We start from the raw sequence: 21,289 nt of genomic DNA on the forward strand, positions 1-21,289 counted from the left end.
GCCGCTCCTCTCGTAGCTCTCCCCGCCCATGCGGCGGGGAGAGCACCACCCTGTTCGAGGAGCGGGGAGCCGACCGTCCAGCGCTGGACGGTACGGGCGTGCCACACGTCACATCACAGGAGCTCCGCGCGTGGTCGGTCGCCGCCGCCTACTCCGTCGTCCTGGGCTGCAGCCCTCAGCAGGGCAGGATCTCTGACAATGAGCCGCCGACGGCCGAGCGTGACAATGCCGTCGGACTGGAGACGCGCGAGGGCGGCAAATGCTGATGATCGACTCATGGCCGCCATCGTGGCCAAATCCTTCCTGGGTATGCCGAGTTCGACGACGACACCACCAGTTCCGTCACGGTGCCCCACCTCGTCCGCGAGATGAACGACCACTCGTGCCAGGCGGGCCGGCGGCGACAAGTGTGCAAGGTCGGCGCGCAGACGCTCCTGGCTGTTCAGCCGGTCCACGCTCAGCCGGTACACGACAGATTCCAGGCGATGCCGGGCCACATATCCGCGGAAGGCGTGCGCAGCCATGACGACACCCGTGCAGGGGCGCACCGCTGTCACGGTTGCCGAACGCGGCCGGTCGAGCAGCACACCCATCTCACCGAGGACCTCACCCGGGCCGCGGAGCATCAACGTCAAACTGTCCCCAGCCTCATTGCCCTGCACCACCTTGACGAGACCGTCGACCAGCGCGATCACACAGTCGGGCGACTCGCCCTGTGCCAGGAGCACCGTCTGGCTCCGGTAGGTGCGCCGATGCCCGCGTTCGAGCAAGTCGCGCCATACCTCAGGAGACACGAGGGAAAGGAAGTTCACCGTGACACCTCCTCGCCCTCACGCGAAGGCAGTGGCCACGGCGAAGCAGCCGCAACCCGCGACTGCCAGGACGAGAGAGCACTGCACCCGGCGGTGTTTGGCCCACGCGATCTCGCTCATCACCACCACTTGTCGGGTAAGCGAGGGCAGTGGGTCTGTGTTGCGCAGCACGCCCTCCAATGCGGCGGGTTCCATAAGCCGCAGGTGTCCGAAGTACAGGAAGTCACCATCCGGTTCTGGTCCTCGCCGCTCTTTGCCGAGCCGGGGGGAAACAGCCCATGCGGCACAACAGACACCCGCCATGATGAGTACGACACCGAGCCACAAAAGCGTCTGCGACGCGGCGGACTCGAACCCGCCCGCTGCCCTCCGGGAACTCGCCAGCAGACTCAATACGGCCAGCGTGGTGGACTGCAGGGTCAAGGCGAGCGCGGCTTTCGAGTCCGCCTTGGCCGTCGCATCCGCGACGGCGGACTGGATCTTCCATGCTGTTTCGGTCGGCTCATTCGGCACGGTGACATCCCCCTGGGTACAGCAATTGACCACTCACTGGTGCTGCGCTGAAGGCTGCGCAGGCATGGCAGTCCGAAAACGCACAGCGCACATCTTGGCCTGAACGTGGTGGAACGCGGCGACGAGTCCGACCGCGTCCTGACAGCCTGGGGTCCGACCCTGCCCGAAGGGCCGTACACCTTCGACCTGCCCTCCGACGCCGTATGTGGCGTCCGCAACGTCGGGCGAGTCCTTCAGTTCCTACCTGGGCGCGGCTCGCGACTGCGTCCCCTGCGGCATTATGGACTCGATACCCGAGCTGTTGGACGCCGTGGACAGCTACGTCTCCGAGGGGCACGTCCGGATCAAGCTGAAGATCAAGCCCGGCTGGGACGTCGAACCGGTCCGCGCCGTCCGCGAGCGTTTCGGCGGCGACCTCCTCCTCCAGGCCGACACCAACGCCGCGTACACGCTCGTCGATGCTTAACAGCTCGCGAAGCTCGACGGCTTCGGCCTCCAGCTCGCCAAACTACTGCACACCCCGATCTGCTTGGACGAGCCCATCGAGTCCGCTGCCGCGACCATTTCGCTGGGCGCCCGCTCCATCATCAACATCATGCCGGCCCGCGTTGGCGGCTACCTCGAAGCCTGCCGCATCCACGTTGTCGCCCGCGCCCATGGCGTCCCGGTCTGGTGCGGCGGCATGCTGGAGACCGGTATCGACCGCGCCGCCAACGTCGCCCTGGCAGCCCTCCCCGGCTTCACCCTGCCGGGCGACACTTCGGGCTCGCACCGCTACTTCGCCACGGACATCACGAAGCGGTTCGTCCTGGCCGACGGCCATCTCGACGTCCCGACGTCCCGACGTCCCGGGGCTCGGAGTCGAGCCGCTCCTCGGCGTCCTCAATGAGGTCGCCGTCTCCACCGAGTGGAACGCGATCTAATCCTCTGCGCAGTGCGACCGACCTCCCGAAGGCTCCCGGGGCGCACATCGCGTCCCGGGAGCCTTAGCTGTACCTCGTCGACTGCGACCGGATGCCCAGCATCGGTCCTTGCTGCCTGTCCCCCCGCAATCAGCGGCTGGACTATGGGCTGAATCGGCCGTCTAGAGGCACTCCGATGCTGACTTTTGCTGACTTTGATTGACTAGGGGGCCTCTGACCTGCGGAAACGTCGACGGATCAAGTGGTGGTGGAACTTCGTGGGCCGCACGGACGAGGAGATCCGCAAGGCGAGGGAGGACTGGATGACGGGCGACCGCTTCGGCGAGGTGAAGGGGTACGACGGAGGCCGGCTGGACGCCCCGGAGGTCCCGGCGAACCGGCTGAAGGCCCGGGGGCGGGTGCGCTGACCTGCGATTTTCTCTGTCGGGCCGATGTGAGGTCGGGGGATGCCCGACCCCTCCCTTTCTCTCAGCGCGCGACGAAGACCCGTACGTCCCAGGCGCCGAGGGAGACCGTCCCGCCGGCGGGTATTGAGGCGTCACCCAGTACGTCGGCCAGGTCCACCGGGGCCAGGGCTCGCGTCGGCTGCCAGCTCCAGTTGTGAACCACATGGACGCGGCGCCCGTCGGGGCCCGTCCCGGTGGTCGCGGTGACGGACCCGGGCAGATCGCGCCAGCCGCCGACGGGGGCGGGCGCCAGCCAGGTGGCCAGGGCCCGGGCCAGGTCGCGTCCGGGCACCGCGCCGACGCAGGTCATCCGGCCCGCGCCGTGGGCGCGGGTGGTGACGGCGGACCAGCGGCCGAAGTGCGGGTGGTCGTAACCGGCCAGCACCGTCGCGTCGGTGACCGTCAGGCCCTCGACCCACCGGGTCACGGTCGCGCCCGCCGGAAGCTCCAGTGGACTGCCCGGGACGGCACGCAGCCTGAGGTCCGAGGGCAGGTTGCTGAACTCGTCGTACCATGCGCCCGCAGCGGCGGCGAGTCGCGGTGGAGCGGTCTCGTGGCGTGCCCGGGCCTCGTGGTCGGCGTATCCGGTGCGAGGGCCGAGCACGAGGTGGCCGCCGGCCTCGGCGTAGGCCGCCAGCCAGTCAAGGAGAGCATCCTCGGCGAGGTAGAGCCCGGGGACCACAAGCACGGGGTGGCGCCGGGCCGCCAGGTCGGGGGCGAGGCCGTCCCTCTTTCCGCCGGCGTGGCGCAGCCGGCGGGCGTGCAGGATCCGCACCTGGCGGCCGGCCTCGAAGGCGCCGCGGTAGAACGGGTCGAAGATGCGGTGGTAGGAGGCCGGGTCCGGACTGCCGTCCGGCGTCGCCAGCGGCGGGTACTTCTGCATCAGCCACTTGCTGGGCACCGAGTAGACCATCGCGATGTCGGCATCGGGCTCCATTCCGGCGACCAGCGCGCCCGCCTTCTCGAACTCGGCTCCCAGACGCGCGAGTTCGGCGTACACCCGGCCGGGCTTGCCGCTGTGCGGCAGGACGCCGCCCCAGTAGGTCTCGGCGCCGAAGTGCAGGGTGTGCCAGTGCCAGTACTCGATCATCCGCGCACCGCGCGAGACGAGAGCCCAGGCGGCCTGCCGCCACTGGCCGTCGAAGGCGGGCCGGTTCTCCGACGTGCCGCTGATGGCCTGGGCGTTGGTCTCGGTCACCAGGAACGGCTCCTGGCGGGAGGAGAAGATCCGGTCGGCGCTCTGGTACAGGGCCCAGACGCCGCTGGTCTTCCACTGCTGCTCGTGGTCCTCGGGCGTGGGGTCGGGCAGCGCGAGGGCGTCCTGCATGTCGTAGTACGGGTTGCCCGCGGTGACGTCCAGGCCGTCGGTCAGCTCGTCGTCGTCCAGCGCGGGATGGTGGTAGGAGAGGCACGTGGTGACGAACTGGCCGGGGCGGGCGTACTCGCGCGCGATGCCGGCCTGCCAGGCCACGAACTCGGTGGTCTGGCGTGCCTGGAACGCCCGCCAGGCGACGTCGTACTGCGGCTGCTGGTTGTTGTCGGGCCGCCACAGGTCGGCCCAGGTGGAGAGCCGGTGCGACCAGTGGACCAGGCCCCACTCCCGGTTGAGGGTCTCCACGTCGCCGTAGGTGTGCCGCAGGTGATCGACGAACCGTTGGAAGACGCCGTGGTTGTGCGGCAGGCGCAGGCCGGGCTCGTTGTCGACCTGGAAGCCGATGACGGCCGGGTGCGCGGCATGGCGGCCGAGGATCTTCCGGGTGACGCGTTCGGCGTGGTAGCGGAAGGCGGGGTGGGAGAAGTCGGCTTCCTGGCGGGCGCCCCAGCCCATGCGTTGACCCGTCGCCCGGTCGCCGGCGATCTCCGGGTACTGCCGGGCCAGCCACGGCGGCACGGCGTAGGTGGGCGTGCCGAGAACGACCGCGATGCCGCGCTCGTGGGCCGCGTCGAGCACCGGAGCCAGCCAGTCCAGCTCGAACCGGCCGTTCTCCGGCTCCCAGGTGGACCAGACCGACTCGCCGACCCGGATGACGGTGAACCTCGCCGCGGCCATCAGGTCGAGGTCTTCCTTGAGCCGCTCGTACGGCTGGTACTCGTAGTAGTAGGCGGCGCCGAACAGCACGCGCGGGGGCAGCGGGAACATGCGGAACCTCGGCGGGGTGAGGCCCCGGCCGCCGGGGGAGCGGCGGCCGGGGCGGGGAGGACGGCGGTCAGGAGGCGGTGCCGGTCACCGTGTCGCCGGACTTGGTCACGTGGTAGGTCACGGTGGCGCCGCTCCAGAAGCGGAAGGTGAGCGTCACCGGGGCGTCGTCCTTCAGCGATTCGATGAAGCCGGCCTTGACGGTGGTCGTGTCGGCGTCGTAGTCGGCGGCGTAGTTGTTGAACTCCTGGTACGTGGTCCAGCCGTACGGGCCGGAGGCGGTGCCGTCGGCGTACGTGGACTCCACGTTGGCCAGCAGGTCGCCGTTGAACCGGGTCGGGATGGTGAGCCCGGCGCCCGTTCCGGTGGCGTCGGACAGCACCGGCTGCTCGGAGGTGCGCACGTTGAGCTGCCAGGGCACGCCGCCGGAGTACCGGACCTGGAGGGTCGAGCCGACCCCGTCGGCACGGTCGCCGGCCAGCCGGGTGAGGGCGTCGGCGGTCAGGGTGAGCTGGTCGCCGTCGACGGTGTAGTCGCGGAACGGGATCAGTGCGGTGTCGCCCTGCCAGAGCCCGGCGAACCGGAGGCCGTTGCGGTTCAGGGTGATGGTCCGGGCCGCGAGGGGGCCGGACTTCGGCAGGAAGACGTTGTCGGTGGAGGCGGTGCCCGAGCGGGTGGTCCAGGACGCCTTGATCAGCGCCATCAGGGCCGGGTCACGCCACTGCAGGGTCGCGCGGTTCAGGTAGTTGGCGTCGTCCCAGAGCGCGGTGGTGATGCCGTTGGCGCGGGCCACGTAGTTGACGTGCTCGTAGTACTTGAGCATCTCCCCTCGCTCGACGATGCCGGAGTTGGGCTCGCTCAGCAGGCCGTACTCGCCGAGGTAGACGGGGATGCCCTTGGCGACGAAGGTGTCGTGCACCCGGGCGAAGCCTTCGGTCAGGTCCGCCTGGACCTTGGCGTCGTAGGTCGTGCCGTTGGCGACGTTCACGCTGAACGGCCAGTAGCTGTAGTAGTGCACGGTCGCCACCAGGTTGCGGTCGTGCAGCGAGTTCATCGTGGCCGACAGGTCGTCGAGCCAGTGCTGGGCGTTGTTGGTCTCCTCGGAGGGCAGGACGAGCAGGCGGTCCTTGTTCACTCCGCCGCTGCCCCGGACGATGGAGTGGAACGAGGTGTTGAGCTCGCGCAGGTACTGGGTTCGCTGGGCGTCGGTCGCGTCGGCGAACTGCGGCTCGTTGATGCTCTCCATCAGCAGCTTGCGCGGCTCGTCCTTGAAGGCGGTGGCGATCTGCTGCCAGGTCGAGTTGAACCGGGCCATGATGTTGTCGTGGTCGGTGGACATGTACTTGATCCACTGCCACGAGTCGTGGTGGACGTTGATCTCGACGTAGAGGCCGTCCGCCAGCGCCAGGTCGACCACCTCCTTGACCCGGGCCATCCACGCCGCGTCGATGGTGTACGGCGCGGTGGCGGACTGGTGGCCGGACCACGTGACGGGGATGCGGACGCTGCGGAAGCCCTCCGACCGGATCCTGTCGAACAGCGCCTTGGTGGTGAGCGGGTTGCCCCAGGAGGTCTCGTCCGGGATCGCGTCCAGCGTGTTGCCGAGGTTCCAGCTGGGCTGCATCGCGGCGACCGCGCTCATCGGGTCCTTGGGGACGAACATACTGGCGGACTGTGCGGCTTCCGGGGCGGCCGGGGCGGCCGGGGCGGCCGGGGCCGCGGAGGCGGGGACGGCGGTCAGCGCACCGGTGGTGAACAGTGCCGCCGCCAGGCCGGCCGTCCGGTGGAGTCGGCGGCGGCGCCGGCGTGCGGTCTGCTGCTGCGCGTCGTTCACGGGGGTTTCCCTTCGGGTGAACAGGGTGAGGGAGCTCCCTGACGGGTAGTCAGGGGGCTTCGGGCGCGGGAGGGTTGAGGTCAGGAGGCGGTGCCGGTCACCGTGTCGCCGGACTTGGTGATGTGGTAGGTCACGGTGTCGCCGGTCCAGAAGCGGAAGGTGAGCGTCACCGGGGCGCCGTCCTTCAGCGACGTGATGAAGTCGGGCTTGATGGTGGTGGTGTCGGCGCCGTAGTCGGCGCGGAAGTTGTCGAACGACTGGTAGGTGGTCCAGGAGGCCGGGCCGGCGGCGGTGCCGTCCGCGTACGTGGACTCCACGTTGGCCATCAGGGCACCGTTGAACCGGGTCGGGATGGCGATCCCGGCGGCCGTTCCGGTGGCGTCGGCCATGGCCGGCTTGTCGTAGGAGCGCACGAAGAGCTTCCACGGCACGCCGTCGGAGTAGCGGACTTCGAGGGTCGCGTTGATCCCGGCCGCCCGGTCGCCGGCCAGCCGGGTGAGGGCGTCGGCGGTCAGGGTGAGCTGGTTGCCATTGACGGTGTAGTCGCGGTACTGGATCAGCGGGGTGTCGCCCTGCCAGACCCCAGTGAACCACTGTCCGTTGGGGTTGAGCGTGATGGTCTGCGCCGCGATGGAGCCGGACCTCGGGACGAAGACGTTGTCGGTGGAGGCGGTGCCCGAGCGGGTCCGCCAGGAGGTCTGGATCAGCGCCTTCATCTCGGGGACCATCCACTGCATGGTGGAGCGGTTCAGGAAGTCGTTGGCGGCGTCCCAGACGGCGGAGGTCATGCCGTTGACCCGCGCCTCGTAGTTGACGTGCTCGAAGTACTTGAGCATCTCGCCGCGCTCGACCACGCCGGAGTAGGGCGAGGTGAGCAGGCCGTACTCGCCGAGGTAGACGGGGATGCCCTTGGCGACGAAGGTGTTGTGCACCCGGGTGAAGCCGTCGTGCAGGTCGGCCTGGGCCGTGGCGTCGTAGGTCGGGCCGTTGGCGATGTTCACGCTGAACGGGTACCAGCTGTAGTAGTGCACGGTGGCGACCAGGTTGCGGTCGTGCAGCGAGTTCATCGTGGTCGACAGGTCGTCGAGCCAGTGCTGGGCGTTGTTGGTCTCCTCCGAGGGCAGGACGAGCAGCCGGTCCTTGTTCTGCCCGCCGGAGTTGCGCACGATGGTGTGGAACGAGGTGTTGAGCTCGCGCAGGTACTGGGTCTTCTGGGCGTCGGTCGCGTCGGCGAACTGCGGCTCGTTGATGCTCTCCATGAGCAGCGCGCGCGGCTCGTCCCTGAAGGCGGTGGCGATCTGCTGCCAGGTCGAGTTGAACCGGGCCATGACGTTGTCGTGGTCGGTGGACATGTACCTGATCCACTGCCAGGAGTCGTGGTGCACGTTGATCTCGACGTAGAGGCCGTCCTGCAGGGCCCAGTCGACCACCTGCTTGACCCGGGCCATCCACGCCGCGTCGATGGTGTACGGCGCGGTGGCGGACTGGTGGGGGTACCAGCTGACCGGGATGCGGACGCTGCGGAAGCCCTGCGCCTTGAGGCCGTCGAAGGTCGCCTTGGTGGTGAGCGGGTTGCCCCAGGAGGTCTCGTCGGGGAGGGCGTCCAGCGTGTTGCCGAGGTTCCAGCTGGGCTGCATCGCGGCGACCGCGGCCATCGGGTCGCTCGGAACCGAGACCGCCGGGGTCCGGTTCTTGCCCCGGTCGGCCGGTGCGGCGACGGCCGTGCCGGCGGCGAGGCTGCCCGCGGTGACCAGCGCCGCCACGAGGCAGGCGGTGCGGTGGAGTCGGCGGCCCAGCGGGCGTGCGGTCTGCTGTGCGTCGTTCACGGGTGTCCCTTTCGTGTGAGGCAGGGTGGGGAGCCCTGACGGGTTGGTCAGGGGAGCGGGAGGGGCTCGTAGTCGAAGCGGTCGAAGTGGACGGTGCCGGCCGCGGCGTACATGCCGATGACCCGGCCGGTGAAGCCGCCGGCCACCTCGGTGGACAGGTAGCGCCCGTCGAGGGCGGCGAGCACGGTGAACGTGCCGTCGGGCTCCTCGACGCCGAAGACGACGTCGTCGGGACCGGTGCGCGGGCCGCGCGTCGGCCGTGGGACGACATCGACACCGAGCACCACGGCTCCGGCGGGCACCGCCCGGGAGGCGACCTCGGTGCGCAGCGAGCCGATCCGGGCGAAGACCTTCACCTCGCCGTCGGCAGCCTCGATCTCGTAGTGGTGCTCCTCGTCCATGCGTACGGCGAGGCCGCCGCTGCCGCCGGCGGGATCAATCAGCGTGCGGGCCCGGCAGCCGAGGTCCTGCTGGCGCCGGCCGACGAACACCACGTCGTTCTCGTCCAGGGAGGCACCCGCGGCGCGCAGGGTGAGCCAGCCGGAACGTTCCTTTGTGGTGCACAGGTGCTCGGGGCGCTCGCGCACCGAGATCCACTGGGGGTGCAGCTCGGCCTGGTCGAAGTCGTCCCGGGCCGGTACGGCGGGCGCGGGGTGCAGCGGCCAGGCGGGGCTGGGCAGTTCGGGGGTGAGCGGGCCGACCACCGGCCAGCCGTCCACCCACTCGACCGGGGCGAGGAAGGTCTCCCGGCCGAGTACGTACCAGGCGGGGGTGCCGCCGCGCGGCCGGACGGCGAGCAGCACCATCCACCAGGAGCCGTCGGGCGCCTGGACGAGGTCGGCGTGCCCGGTGTTCTGGATGGGACTGTCGATGCCGCGGTGGGTCAGCACCGGGTTGGCCGGGCACGGCTCGAAGGGGCCGGAGGGCGAGGTGCCGCGGGCGATGGAGACGGCGTGGCCGCGCTCGGTGCCGCCCTCGGCGATCATCAGGTACCAGTACTCGCCGATCCGGTACAGGTGCGGGGCCTCGGGGGCCATGGCGCCGGGCGCGCCGGACCAGATCCGCTGCGGCTCGCCGAGGGTTTCGCCGGTGGCCGGGTCGAGGCGGACCTGGGAGACGCCGGCCACGGTGCACCAGCAGGTGCCGTCCTCGTCCCAGGCGAGGTCCGGGTCGATGCCGTGGACGCCGGGCAGCCGGATCGGGTCGGACCAGGGTCCGGACGGGTCGGTGGCGGTGAAGAGCAGGTTGCCGTCGCCGCTGACGTTGGTGACGATCAGCCAGAAGCGGCCGTCGTGGTGGCGCAGCGTCGGGGCGTAGATCCCTCCGGAGGACGGGGACTCGCGCGGCAGGCGCAGCTGGCTCGGCCGGTCGAGGGCGTTGCCGATCTGGGTCCAGTTGAACAGGTCGCGGCTGTGGAAGACGGGGATGCCGGGGAAGTACTCGAAGCTGGAGCAGACGAGGTAGTAGTCGTCGCCCACGCGGCAGACACTCGGGTCCGGGTGGAATCCGGGGATCACCGGGTTGGGGAGGGTGCCGGTCGGCTGGGGCTGGTCTGACACGTGGTCGGTTCCTTTCGAAGGTGCAGGTCGGGGTGGTGGTGCCCCGGGCCCTCGGCCCTGGAGGAAGCCGGGGTCCGGGGCACCACCGGCTGATCGGGTTCAGCCGATCGCGCAGGAGGTGCCGTTGAACCGGAAGGCGGAGGGGTTGGCGTCACTGCCGGACCAGGTGGCCTTGAAGCCCCACTGGACGCTGCCGCCCTGCGGGACGGCGGCGTTGTAGGACACGTTCCCGGCGTTGACGCTCCTGCCGCTCTGCGACACCGAGGCGTTCCAGCTGTTGGTGATGAGGTCGTCGCCGGGGAAGTCGAAGCCGAGGGACCAGCCGTTGACCTGGCCGAGTCCGTTGTTGACGACGGTGACGGAGCCGACCATGACGCCCTGCCACTCGTTCTTGTTGTAGACGACCCGGCAGGCCGCGCTGGTCGGGTGCATCTGGACGACCGTGATGCCGTAGGCGGGCACGGTCTGGGCGGTCGGACTGCCGGACTGGGCCGTGCCGATCCCGTGGGCGTTCTTGAGGTAGGAGTGGACGGTCGGGGTGGCGGAGGACGGGGTGAACCCGGTGTACGAGAGGTTCACCGTGGCGTCGTTGTTCGGGTCCTTGTTGATCAGCATGACGTCCACGTCGCCGTCGGCGCGGCGGACGGCGTGCGCGGTGAGCAGCGAGGACGAGCTGGCGGCCTTGACCAGGGTGTCCCCCGGCGCGCCGAGCTTGCTGATCATCTGGATGCCGTAGTAGGCGGGGAAGGGCGTGTTGACGGACGGTTCGCAGGGGGAGCCGCTGGAGACCATGCCGCCGTCGTTGTAGTCGGTGGCGCCCTCGACGGTGGTCACCTTCGTGCAGTCGGTGCCGTTGCGCAGGTCCCACCAGTCCACGTTGAACGCGCCGTTCTCCAGCCAGGTGAGGTAGTTGTCCGGGGCGAACAGTCCGTTGGGGGAGGTGTCGAGGTAGGCCTGGGCGTTCGCCTCGGTCACCGCTATGCCGACGTCGGGGGCGTGGGATCCGGCGTACTGGTTGATCAGCGAGCGCACGGCGCCGGCGATGTTCGGGTTCTGGGCCTGCGGCTTGGTGAGCAGGTCGGCCGGGCTGGTGCTGGTGGGGTAGGCGTGCACGATGGCGAAGTCGATCTTCGAGCCGGCGATCGACAGGACGGTGTGGTTCCAGTCCATGGTGTCGCCCGGGCCGACCATGCCGTCCGGCCAGTAGCCGGGGGTGGTCAGCACGGCGCCGATCTTGACGCTCGGGTCGGCCGCCTTCATCGCCGAGACGAACTGGAGCACGTTGTTCGCGTAGGTCGTGGCGCTCTTGCTGCTGTGGGTGTCGTACTCCCACCGGGCGCCGTACTCACCGTTGCCGTAGACCTCGTTGCCGATCTCCCAGTACTTGATTCCGTAGCCCTTGGCGACGTTGGCGTACTGGACCCACGCGGCTGCCTCCTGGGGGGTGCCGGAGCCGTAGTTGGCGGTGATGATCGGCTGCGCTCCGGCGGCGCGCACGGTGCCCATGAAGGAGTCGAAGCCGGTGTTCGGAGCGACGTAGGCACCGTCGTCGGCGGTGCCGGTCTGCCAGTGGTAGACGTCGGAGTGGCTGCCGCCGGGGTAGCGGACGGTGTTGATGCCGGCCGTGCCGAGCAGGCCGGAGGTGGCGGCGGCGTTCATGTTGGCGTCGTAGACCGGGATGTTCACGCCGACGCCGGTGGCGGGAACGGTGGCGAGCTGCAGGGCGGCGTCGACCGACACCGACACGGTGCTCGCGGTGAGGGCGGGCGGTGCGGCGGCGGCGGGTGGGGCGACGGCGGCGATCGCGCAGGTGGCCGCGAGCGCCAGCGCCGCCGTGGCGGCAATGACGCGATGAGTAATGACGCGATCATGACATGTGCGGGTTGACCATTTCACTTGCGTCCCTCCAGCGGGGTGGGGGTGCGAGGTGTTCGAGTGGGGAAACGAACTCCCGCGATCTGGACGGCAGGGGCCCGCGCGGCTGCGGGATCGGGCCCGGACGCTCGACTGCTTCGTCGGAACGCGGGTCGGCGCGGCGGGCCGCGCGCGGTCGTCCGGCGCATCGTCAACTCCGTTCGCCCGGACGGGGGGTGAGGCGCAGCAGGACGGCGGACGGGGCCGCCGGGAGGGTCAGGGTCAGCGCGGCGGTGTCCGGGTGCCAGGTGGCCGACGCCTTGCTGTCGGACGGGTAGAGCACCTCGGCTCGGACGTCGGCGCCGGGCAGGTGGGGCAGGGCGAGGTCCCTGACGGTGTCCTCGCCGGAGCGCCGCCAGGCGGTGAGGTAGGTGGTGGCCGGGGTGTGCAGGGCCAGGGCGATCCACGGGTCCTCCCAGCCCGGGAGCCCGAGCGGCCAGGCGGGCAGCGCCTGCGGCAGGTCGGCGCGGATCGACTTGTGGACGGTCACCGCCTCATGGACCAGGTGCCGTGCCTCCGGGGAGAGTTCGGAGATCCGCCCGGAGAGGTGGATGCGGCCGAGGAGCGCGTTGGCCATGGTCAGGGCGACCTCGTCGGGGGAGTTCTCGGGCAGCGGGTAGGCCCAGACCGCGCCCTGCTCGGGCGTGACGGCGGTAGGGGCCGACGCCGCGATCGGCGCGTAGCGCAGCAGGTCCTGCTGGTCGCTGGTGGACTGCAGCTGGAGCCGGGAGAGCAGGGCGTGGTCCATCCGCATGCCGCCGGAGGCGCAGTTCTCGATCACCAGTTCCGGGTGCCGGTCCAGGATGTCGTCCAGCCAGTCGAGCTGGGCCCGGTTGTGGCCGAGCAGGCCGGCCGCCGGTGCCTCTCCCGGGTGGCGGCTGGTGCCCGAGCCCGGGTCGGTGTTGTGGTCGAGCTTGAGGTAGCCGACGCCCCACTCGCCGACCAGGCGGTCCACCACGCGGTCCAGGTGGGCGCGGGCGGCCGGGTGGCGCAGGTCCAGGTGGTACCGGCCCCCGCCCTCCTCGACGCGCTGCCCGTCGCGGCGGAAGAACGCCTCTTCCGGCAGGGACGCGGCGACCGGGCTGTTCACCCCGACCGCCTCCGGCTCCAGCCACAGGCCGGGGACCATGCCCCGCTCCCGGATGCGGTCCAGGACCTCGTGGATGCCCTTCGGCCCGGGGAAGCGGGAGGCCGACGGCTCCCAGGCCCCGACGGAGCTCCACCACTCGCCGCCGTCGTCGTACCAGCCGGCGTCGATGACGAAGTACTCCGCGCCGGCCTCGGCGGCGGCGTCGACCAGGGGCAGCAGTTCGGCCGTGGTGGGGTCGCCCATCAGGCAGTTCATGTAGTCGTTGAAGATCACCGGCAGCCGCCGGTGGTCGGGGTGCGGGCGGCGGGTGGCGCGGCGGTAGCGGGTGAGGGCGGCGAAGGCGTCGTCCGGGCCGCCGTCCGTACCGAACGCCAGCGCCACGGGTACGGTACGGAACTCGGCGCCCGGCTCCAGCGGGTGGCGCCAGCCGTGGTCCGCGTCGTTCGGCCCGTACAGCGCCGCGTAGGCGGTGTCGTCGCGCACCCCGCACTCCCAGCGCCAGCCGCCGCCGTTGTGTTCGATCTGCCACAGCCAGGTGCGGCCGGACTCGCGGTCCGCCAGGCCGCCCATCGGCAGGTGGCCGCAGCTGGACCACACGCCCTGTCCGGCCACGACGCGGGTGCTGCGGCCGCTGGTGGTGTGGAAGCGGCCGCTTCGTTCGGGCGAGGACACGCGCAGCGGCTGGCGGTGCCAGCGGCATTCGGCGAACCACTCGTTCTCCGCCCACAGCAGGTCGGCGTCGTCCAGATGCACCGGGTCGCCCCCGGTGAGGCAGCCCGCCACGAGCGAGGCGACCGATTCCAGGTGCAGCGTCGCCGCCCCGGTGTTGCGCAGCAGCACCTCGCTGCGCAGCACCGGCAGGCCGTCCGGGGAGCGGTAGACCGCCTCGGCGGTCAGACCGCTCTCCGGGTCGTGGAGTTCGACGGTGAGCACATGCCAGTCGCCGTCCCGGGTCGCCCGGTGCGTACGGTGGCGCAGGCGCCCGCCGAGAACGGTGTTGACGAGGTGCCGGCCCGACCAGTGGCGGCCGAGACCGGCGGTCGTCACCTCCACCAGCGGCAGCGGTGCGCCGGGGCGGGGGGCGGTGCTCTTCCCGCCGGGCGCGCCGAGGCGGACCAGGCGAGGGGTGCCGTGCTCGCCCAGGGCGATCTCCAGCTCCAGGGCGTCGTGGCCCCAGCGGATCGTCTCGTTCGGGTCGCTCATGGTGGCCTTCCTCGATGAGGCGGGAGAGACTTGTGAGCGTTCACATTTGTGAGCGCTCACAAGGCGCGCAGGACGGCGCAGCCACCGGCGGGCAGCCGGCTCACCGTGGCGCCGGTGAGCAGATCGTGCCCGGGCTGCGGCAGCGGGACGGGCTCGTCGAGGTGGTTGATCAGCACGTGCCAGCCGTGGCCGTCCGGTGCGTGCCGGGTGACGGCCTCGACGCCGGCCGGCAGGCCGGGCAGGTCCGGGACGACCCCGGCCTCCGTGAGCAGCCGGCCGACCAGGGCGGCGTAGCTCGCGTCGTCGAGGCGGGTGGAGAGGTACCAGCCGTGGCCGGAGCCGAAGTCGTGGCGGGTGAGCGCCGGGCTGCCGGCGAGCATGCCGTGGGTGTAGGCGGCGAGCGCCTCGGCGCCCTCGGTGCGCAGGGACTCGCTCCAGGAAGAGCCCGTCGAGCCGTCGGAGAGCACGATCTCCTGGCCCTTCCGCAGCGGGCGGTGCTCCTCGACGCGGATGCCCAGCGCCTCGCGCAGCGGTGCGGCCGGGTAGCCGCCGAGCCGGGCGTGCAGGCGCTCGTCGACCACGCCGCTGAAGTGCTGGACGAGCAGGGTGCCGCCGTCGGCGACGTAGCGGCGCAGGTTCTCGGCGCCCGCGTCGGTGAGCAGGAACAGGGCCGGGGCGATGACGACCCGGTAGCGGCTCAGGTCGTGCTCGGGATGGGCGAAGTCGACCGTCAGGCCGGCGTCCCACAGCGCCTTGTGGGCGCGGCGCAGCGCGGGGTAGTAGTCGAGCTCGCCGGACGGGAGACCGTCGACCCGCATGGCCCACCAGGCGTCGGATTCGTGCAGCACGGCGACCTCGGCCCGGACGGTGGAGCCGGCGAGCTCGCCGAGCCGGGCGACGGCCGCTCCCGCCGCCGTGACCTCGCGGAAGGTACGGCTGTCCGGCCCGGCGTGCGGGACCATCGCCGAGTGCCACGTCTCGGCGCCGGCCTTGGACTGGCGCCACTGGAAGAACAGCGCGCCCTCCGAGCCGCGGGCGATGTGGGCGAGCGAGTGGCGAAGGATGTCGCCCGGCTCCTTGGGGAGGACGCGGTCGCCGGCGTAGACGGTGTTGGTGCCCGATTCCATCAGCAGCCAGGGGGCGCCGCCGGCGAAGGAACGGGCCCGGTCGGCGTCGAAGGCGGCGTGGGCGGCGGCGTCGACGCCCGGTGCGCCGGGGTAGTGGTTGACGGAGACCAGGTCGACCTCGCGGCCGAACGCCCACAGGTCCAGGTTCTGGTAGTCGGGCACCATGAGGTTGGTCGTCACCGGCCGGTCGCTGTGGGCGCGGATGGCGTCGCGCTGCTCGCGGTAGGCGGCGAGGGTCTCGTCGGACCAGAAGCGGTTGTAGTCCAGGACGTGGCCGGGGTTGTGGTGCCACTGGGTGGCGCGAGGCGGGAGGATCTGCTCCCACGAGGTGTAGTGCTGGCTCCAGAAGGCCGTTCCCCATGCCTGGTTGAGGGCGTCCAGGGAGCCGTGGCGGGCGCGCAGCCAGACGCGGAAGGCGGCGGCGGTGTGGTCGCAGTGGCAGGGCGTGACGTACTCGTTGTGGACGTGCCACAGGGCGAGTGCGGGGTGGTCGCCGTAGCGTTCGGCGAGGGCGGCGGCGATCCGGCGGGCGGCCCGGCGGTAGGCCGGGGAGGTGAGGCAGTAGGTGTCCCGGCTGCCGTGGGTCAGACGGACGCCGTCGGGGCGGACGGTCAGGGCGTCCGGGTGGGCCAGGGTGAACCAGGGCGGAGGGGAGGCGGTGGGAGTGGCCAGGTCGACAGCGACGCCGGCCGCGTGCAGCCGGTCGAGGTGGGCGTCGAGCCAGTCGAAGTCGTAGCGGCCCTCCTCGGGCTCCATCAGCGCCCAGGAGAAGACGCCGACGGTGGCGAGGTTGACGTGCGCCCGGCGCATCAGCTCGTCGTCCTGCTTCCACACCTCCGAGTCCCACTGCTCGGGGTTGTAGTCCCCGCCGAAGGCGAGGCCGCCGAGGCGGTCGGTGAGCCGGCGGATGTCCATCTGGGAACCGTCTTTCCGGTAGTGGTGTCAACTGCGGTGCGGGGCCGGTGCGGTGCTTTCGCGGACGACGAGTTCCGGTGGCATCAGGAGGAGTTGGTCGTCGGGCTGCTCGCCCGCAGTGGTCGCGGCGATCCTCGCCATGACCTGGTCCACCGCGACCTGTCCGAGGTCCTTCTTCGGGCTGGTGACGGAGGTGAGGCGCGGTGCGTGCTGCTCGGCCAGCGAGTCGGGGCAGATGGCGATGACGGAGGCGTCCTCCGGCACGGTCCGTCCGCCGGCGCGCAGCAGGCTCAGCAGCGGGCCGATCGCGGCCTCGTTCTGGACGACGAACCCGGTGGTCTCGGGGCGGTCCGCGAGGATGCGGGCCAGGGTGCCCGCGGTGCTCTCGTACGTGCCCTCGCACGGCCGGTGGAGGAAGCGCAGGCCGCGCCGTTCGGCGCGGGAGCGGAAGCCGTTCAGGGTGCGCTCGGCGTAGCCGGAGTGGCGCCGGTAGACGCCGCTGCTGTAGCCGATGAAGGCGACGTCGCGGTGGCCGAGGTCGGCGAGGTGGTCGGCGCACAGGGCGCCGGCGGTGGCGAAGTCGTGGTCGACGCAGGAGAGTCCGGTGGGGTCGTCGGGCAGGCCGATGAGTGCGGCGGGGATGTCCTCGGCGCGCAGGACCGGGATGCGGTCGTCGTCCAGCCGGACGTCCATCAGGATGACGCCGTCGGCGAGTCCGGTGGCGGCGACGCGGCGGACCCCTTCGGGGCCTTCGTCGTTGGTCAGCAGCAGGACGTCGTAGCCGTGTTCGCGGGCCGCGACGGTGACGGCGATGGCGATCTCCATCATCGTGGGCACGTGCACCTCGGGGTTGAGCGGCACGACCAGGGCGATGATGTGCGAGCGCTTGCCGGCCAGGGCCCGGGCGCCCGCGTTGGGGTGGTAGCCGAGGTCCGTGATGGCCCGTTCGATGCGGGTCCTGGTCTCGTCGGAGATCGGGCGCTTGCCGCTGAGGGCGTAGCTGACCGTGCTCGACGAGACGCCGGCGTGCCTGGCCACATCGGCGAGTGTCACCATCGCGCTGCTTCCTTCGTGTCGGTTCCGTTGAGGGCGTGTTCCCGGGCCGGTCCCGGGCCGGTCCGGCCGGGTCCCGGTCGGGTCCCGGTCCCGGTCCGGCCGGGGCGCGCCGGACCGGTGCGGACGGCTCAGCCCTTGATCGCTCCGGTGAGGACACCGGTGCGCAGGTGCTTCTGCACGAACGGGTACACGATCACCAGTGGTACCAGGGTGAGGACGACGACCGCCATCTGCAGCGACAGCGGCGCGGTCTGCACATGGGTGTTCCCGAAGCCCGAATTGACCGAACCGGGCAGGCCGTTCGCCCGGTTGACGTAGGTGAGCAACACGTACTGGAGCGGCCACTTCTCACTGTCCGTCGGCATGTAGAGCATCACGTTGAAGAAGGAGTTCCAGTACCCGACGGCGTAGAACAGCGCGGTGACGGCGGTGACGGCGCGTGACGTCGGCAGGACGATGGACCACAGGATCCGCCACTCCCCGGCGCCGTCCATCCGGGCGGCGTCGATCAGTTCGGAGGAGGTCTCCTGGTAGAAGGCGCGCAGCACCAGGATGTTGAAGACGGAGACCGCGCTCGGCAGGATCAGCGCCCACCACTGGCCGTAGCCGCCGAGACCGGTGACCACCAGGAAGCTCGGGATCAGGCCGCCGCTGATGAACATCGTGATGATCAGCAGCAGCAGGACGAAGCGGTGCCCGAGGGAGCGCGGCCGGGAGAGGCCGTAGGCGCACAGGATGGAGACGGCCATGGACAGCGCGGTGCCGACCACGGTGATGCCCAGGCTCACCCCCAGCGCGGAGATGATCGTCGAGTCGCTGAGCATCTGGCGGTACGTCTCGGTGGTCAGGCCGTCCGGCCAGATCACCAGGCCGCCGGCCCGGTTGATGGCGCCGGGGGTGGAGAAGCTGGTCAGGACGATGATCCAGAGCGGGACCAGGATCACGGCGAGCGTCCCGCCGAGCGTGAGGCCCTTGGCGGCCTGGCCGACGGCGGTGGGCGGCTCGTCCCAGGGCGGGCGGGCGGAGCGGGCCCGGCGGAGGGCGGCTGCTGTCGCGGTGCGGCGCTTCTCGCCCCGCGAACCGATGGTGAGTGCGTTCGTCATTTGCGGTACAGCCCGTCCTCGCCGAAGGCGTGCGCCAGTTTGTTGGCACCCCAGATGAGCAGCAGGGAGACCACGCTCTTGAAGAGCCCGGCCGCCGCGCCGTAGCTGTAGCCGCCGGTGGCGATGCCGTAGTAGAAGGAGAAGGTGTCCAGGACGTCCGCGGCCTCGTGGCCGACGGCGTCGCGCTGGATCAGGAACTGCTCGAAACCGACGGACAGGGCGTTGCCGAGCCGCAGGACCAGCATCAGCACGATCACCCCGCGCAGCCCCGGCAGCGTGATGTGCCACATCCGCCGGAACCGCCCGGCGCCGTCGGCGGCCGCGGCCTCGTACAGCTCGCTGTTGATCGCGCTCAGCGCCGCGAGGAAGACGATGATCCCCCAGCCCGCCTCCTTCCAGACCGCCTGGGAGGTGACCAGCAGCGCGAAGGTGTGCGGGTTGGTCATGATGTCCCAGGTGCCGATGTCGTGCTGGCGCAGGAACTGGTTGAGCACGCCGGCGCCGCCGAGCATCTGCTGGAAGATCGTGATCGCCAGCACCCACGAGAAGAAGTGCGGCAGGTAGACCACGGACTGGAAGAAGTTGCGGATCCGCTCGCTGATCACCGAGTTGAGCAGCAGGGCCAGGGCGATGGGGACCGGGAAGAAGAGGATCAGCTGCACGAAGCTGAGGTACAGCGTGTTCTTCATCGAGGCCCAGAACGCCGGGTCGCCGAACAGCTGCTGGAACTGGTCGAACCCGACCCATTCGCTGTGCCAGAACCCGACCAGCGGGTCGTACTCCTGGAAGGCGGTGGCGACGCCGAACAGCGGCGCGTAGTTGAACACCAGGAGCAGGACGACCGCGGGCACCGTCATCAGCAGGAGGGACTTGTCGCGCCGCAGCCTGATCCGCCAGTTGAGCCGCGCGGGGCCGGCCGGGTGCTTCGGGGCCGCGGTGCTCACTGGCCGGTGCCGTACTTGTCGAGGACGTTGTCGGTCATCCACCGCTTGAGCCGCTCACCGGGGCCGGAGCGCCAGCCGGCGATGGCGTCCTGCACCTCGGAGACCTTCTTCTTGGCGTGGTAGCAGTCCTTGATGGTGTCGTTGACGTTCTGCGCGGCCGCCGCCGAGGCGATGGCCTGCGGCATGCTGAGGTTCATGCCCCAGAAGGGCGGCTTGGTGAGGTACTTGACGTTGGCGGCCGACCAGCTCGCGTAGTCCCTGGTGATCTGCTCGCCGCCCGGGTTGCTGGTCACGGAGGGGGCGGCGGCAAGGAACTGGTAGCTCGTCACCTGGACGTCCTTCTTCCCCTCCTCCGTGAAGGTCGGCACGCCGTTCACCCAGGTGTGGTGGACGCCCTCGACGCCGAAGTTGACCATGGTGTACTCGGCCGTGCCGTAGGGCGCGGCGAGGTAGTTCGCGACGGCGAGCAGTTCCTGGATCTGCTCCGGCTTCAGACTGGCGTTGAGGTAGCTGATCATGCTGGCGGCGGCGCCCATGGGCATCACCGGCGTGCCCTTGCCGTCGGCGGTGACGGCGTTGAAGGCGCCGCGCCGGTAGTTCGGGTCCGCGGCGGTGCCGGACTGGTGGTCGGCCAGGTTCCAGGCGCCCAGTCCGCCGCCCCCGATGAGCGTCTTGCCGCTGTAGAAGCGGGTGGCGCTGTTGGCGACGTCACCGGCGAGCGCGTCCGGGTGCATGTAGCCCGAGGCGGCCAGGCGGTTGTGCCAGTCGAGGGCTTCCAGGAACTCCTGGGTCTCGAACGGGTGGACCAGCTTGCCGTTGTCGATCCTCCAGGTCATGGGGACGTTCCAGGCGAACTGGAGGTAGGTCCACACGTCGTCGAAGGCCCACACACCCCGTTTGGCGTCGGTCAGTTCCTTGCCGACGTTCATCAGGTCGTCGGCGGACTTCACCTGGTCGGCGGTGATGCCCCGGGCGTCCAGGATGTCCCGGCGGTAGAAGGTGGCGCCGGGGATGCCGAAGCTGGTGGAGAAGCAGGGAATCCCGTAGAGCTTGTCGCCCCAGACGCCGTGCTGCCAGGCGCCGGTGGGCAGGGCGGCCAGGTTGGGGTACTTCTTGATGTTGTCGCCGGACAGGTAGGGGGTCAGGTCCGCGAGCTGGGTGCCGGTCAGCCCACCGGTGTTGAATTTGTTGTTCATCCAGGCCGGCAGGTTGATCCAGTCCGGCAGCTTCTTGGCCGCGGTCATCGTCGGGATGATGGTGTCGTAGTTGATCCCGTCCGTCGGCTTGACGGTCAGGTCGACCCCGAGTGCCTTGTTCATCGCCTGGTAGAAGGAGTTGCCGACCGGTGGGGCCGTGCCCCACAGCGGGGTGATCGCCGTGTAGCTGCCGCCCTTGCCGGGAACGCCGGAGACGCTGGAGGGCGGGGAGGCGGGGTAGGAGAGGTAGGCCGGGTCGGTCGCGGCGTCGCCCGAGCCCTGCACGGGAGCTATGTCCGGCTTCACCGCGTTGGGGTTGGGTACGTAGGTCGGCAGGGCGGCCTTGAGGCCCTCCTTGGTGTTCGCCCCGACCTTCTTGTCCGAGCCGCCGCCGCAGGCGGACAGCAGGGGGGCCATCGCGGCGGCTCCCGCGACCGTGACGGCGGTGGTGAGGAAGCTCCTGCGGTTCAACCCGGATCTCATGATGGCGTGGCCCTCTCCGTCGAAGCGTTGAAGCATCGAAGCGTCGAAGCGCTTGGATGTTTCGGCGACACTAACGACGCGTTACCAGTTGGGCAAGAGGCTGAACAAATCCAAAACCGTTTGAGTTCAGGGGAGTTGACAGGCCCGTTCGGAGCGTGCCAGCGTCGAAACGCTTCGATCATCCGGTCGCCGAGCCGAGCCCGCCCGA

The 21,289-nt window shown here is 70.5% G+C and carries 13 protein-coding genes and 2 pseudogenes; 2 read left to right on the plus strand and 13 right to left on the minus strand.

Translation table 11 applies throughout. The features are described 5' to 3' along the window. Positions 1 to 113: 113 nt before the first annotated feature. Positions 114 to 812: a Crp/Fnr family transcriptional regulator gene (locus tag ACWEJX_RS14535; protein WP_451607793.1), complete on the minus strand. Its 699-nt coding sequence runs from the start codon at positions 810 to 812 to the stop codon at positions 114 to 116. An 18-nt stretch (positions 813 to 830) separates the two neighbouring features. Continuing rightward, complete coding sequence (locus ACWEJX_RS14540; protein WP_451607794.1) at positions 831 to 1,325, minus strand: Pycsar system effector family protein; 495 nt, start codon at positions 1,323 to 1,325, stop codon at positions 831 to 833. 220 nt (positions 1,326 to 1,545) lie between these two features. Between ACWEJX_RS14540 and ACWEJX_RS14545 the strand changes: the two are divergent. Then, a pseudogene (locus tag ACWEJX_RS14545) lies at positions 1,546 to 2,248 on the plus strand (enolase C-terminal domain-like protein); the annotation flags it as partial. A gap of 245 nt (positions 2,249 to 2,493) precedes the next feature. Then, a pseudogene (locus tag ACWEJX_RS14550) lies at positions 2,494 to 2,655 on the plus strand (pirin); the annotation flags it as partial. A gap of 61 nt (positions 2,656 to 2,716) precedes the next feature. On the opposite strand, the gene ACWEJX_RS14555 reads toward ACWEJX_RS14550, so the two are convergent. From ACWEJX_RS14555 to ACWEJX_RS14605, 11 genes are all read right to left on the minus strand, one after another. Then, the gene (locus ACWEJX_RS14555; RefSeq protein WP_451607795.1) at positions 2,717 to 4,834 is read right to left on the minus strand and encodes a beta-galactosidase; all 2,118 of its coding nucleotides are present in this window, start codon (positions 4,832 to 4,834) and stop codon (positions 2,717 to 2,719) included. Positions 4,835 to 4,901: 67 nt separating this feature from the next. Continuing rightward, complete coding sequence (locus ACWEJX_RS14560; protein WP_451607796.1) at positions 4,902 to 6,665, minus strand: cellulase family glycosylhydrolase; 1,764 nt, start codon at positions 6,663 to 6,665, stop codon at positions 4,902 to 4,904. Between the two features lie 80 nt (positions 6,666 to 6,745). After that, the gene (locus ACWEJX_RS14565; RefSeq protein ID WP_451607797.1) at positions 6,746 to 8,491 is read right to left on the minus strand and encodes a cellulase family glycosylhydrolase; all 1,746 of its coding nucleotides are present in this window, start codon (positions 8,489 to 8,491) and stop codon (positions 6,746 to 6,748) included. A gap of 47 nt (positions 8,492 to 8,538) precedes the next feature. After that, positions 8,539 to 10,050, minus strand: a complete 1,512-nt coding sequence (locus tag ACWEJX_RS14570; protein WP_451607798.1) for a glycoside hydrolase family 43 protein — start codon at positions 10,048 to 10,050, stop codon at positions 8,539 to 8,541. Positions 10,051 to 10,149: 99 nt separating this feature from the next. Further along, positions 10,150 to 11,946: a cellulose binding domain-containing protein gene (locus tag ACWEJX_RS14575; RefSeq protein WP_451607799.1), complete on the minus strand. Its 1,797-nt coding sequence runs from the start codon at positions 11,944 to 11,946 to the stop codon at positions 10,150 to 10,152. A gap of 169 nt (positions 11,947 to 12,115) precedes the next feature. After that, positions 12,116 to 14,257 carry an alpha-galactosidase gene (locus ACWEJX_RS14580; RefSeq protein WP_451607800.1) on the minus strand — a complete coding sequence of 714 codons (2,142 nt, stop codon included), beginning with the start codon at positions 14,255 to 14,257 and terminating at the stop codon, positions 12,116 to 12,118. Between the two features lie 56 nt (positions 14,258 to 14,313). Next, on the minus strand, positions 14,314 to 16,299 hold the full coding sequence (locus tag ACWEJX_RS14585; RefSeq protein ID WP_451607801.1) for a beta-galactosidase: 1,986 nt from the start codon (positions 16,297 to 16,299) through the stop codon (positions 14,314 to 14,316). 27 nt (positions 16,300 to 16,326) lie between these two features. Then, on the minus strand, positions 16,327 to 17,355 hold the full coding sequence (locus ACWEJX_RS14590) for a LacI family DNA-binding transcriptional regulator (protein WP_451607802.1): 1,029 nt from the start codon (positions 17,353 to 17,355) through the stop codon (positions 16,327 to 16,329). A gap of 128 nt (positions 17,356 to 17,483) precedes the next feature. Next, positions 17,484 to 18,458, minus strand: coding sequence for a carbohydrate ABC transporter permease (locus ACWEJX_RS14595; RefSeq protein WP_451607803.1), 975 nt, complete (start codon positions 18,456 to 18,458; stop codon positions 17,484 to 17,486). After that, entirely contained in the window at positions 18,455 to 19,402 is a 948-nt protein-coding gene (locus ACWEJX_RS14600) for an ABC transporter permease (RefSeq protein ID WP_451607804.1), read from the minus strand. The genes ACWEJX_RS14595 and ACWEJX_RS14600 overlap by 4 nt, the downstream gene beginning before the upstream one ends. Beyond that, positions 19,399 to 21,081, minus strand: coding sequence for an ABC transporter substrate-binding protein (locus ACWEJX_RS14605; RefSeq protein WP_451607805.1), 1,683 nt, complete (start codon positions 21,079 to 21,081; stop codon positions 19,399 to 19,401). Before ACWEJX_RS14605 ends, ACWEJX_RS14600 begins: the two co-directional genes overlap by 4 nt. Between the last annotated feature and the right edge of the window lie 208 nt (positions 21,082 to 21,289).

It is taken from the genome of Streptomyces sp. NPDC004788 (assembly GCF_053601115.1).

Excerpts from the sequence above, each read along its gene's own strand:
- ACWEJX_RS14555 (WP_451607795.1), bottom strand. The coding sequence starts at position 4,834 with ATGTTCCCGCTGCCCCCGCGCGTGCTGTTCGGCGCCGCCTACTACTAC.
- ACWEJX_RS14605 (WP_451607805.1), bottom strand. The coding sequence starts at position 21,081 with ATGAGATCCGGGTTGAACCGCAGGAGCTTCCTCACCACCGCCGTCACG.
- ACWEJX_RS14585 (WP_451607801.1), bottom strand. The coding sequence starts at position 16,299 with ATGGACATCCGCCGGCTCACCGACCGCCTCGGCGGCCTCGCCTTCGGC.
- ACWEJX_RS14595 (WP_451607803.1), bottom strand. The coding sequence starts at position 18,458 with ATGACGAACGCACTCACCATCGGTTCGCGGGGCGAGAAGCGCCGCACC.
- ACWEJX_RS14590 (WP_451607802.1), bottom strand. The coding sequence starts at position 17,355 with ATGGTGACACTCGCCGATGTGGCCAGGCACGCCGGCGTCTCGTCGAGC.
- ACWEJX_RS14580 (WP_451607800.1), bottom strand. The coding sequence starts at position 14,257 with ATGAGCGACCCGAACGAGACGATCCGCTGGGGCCACGACGCCCTGGAG.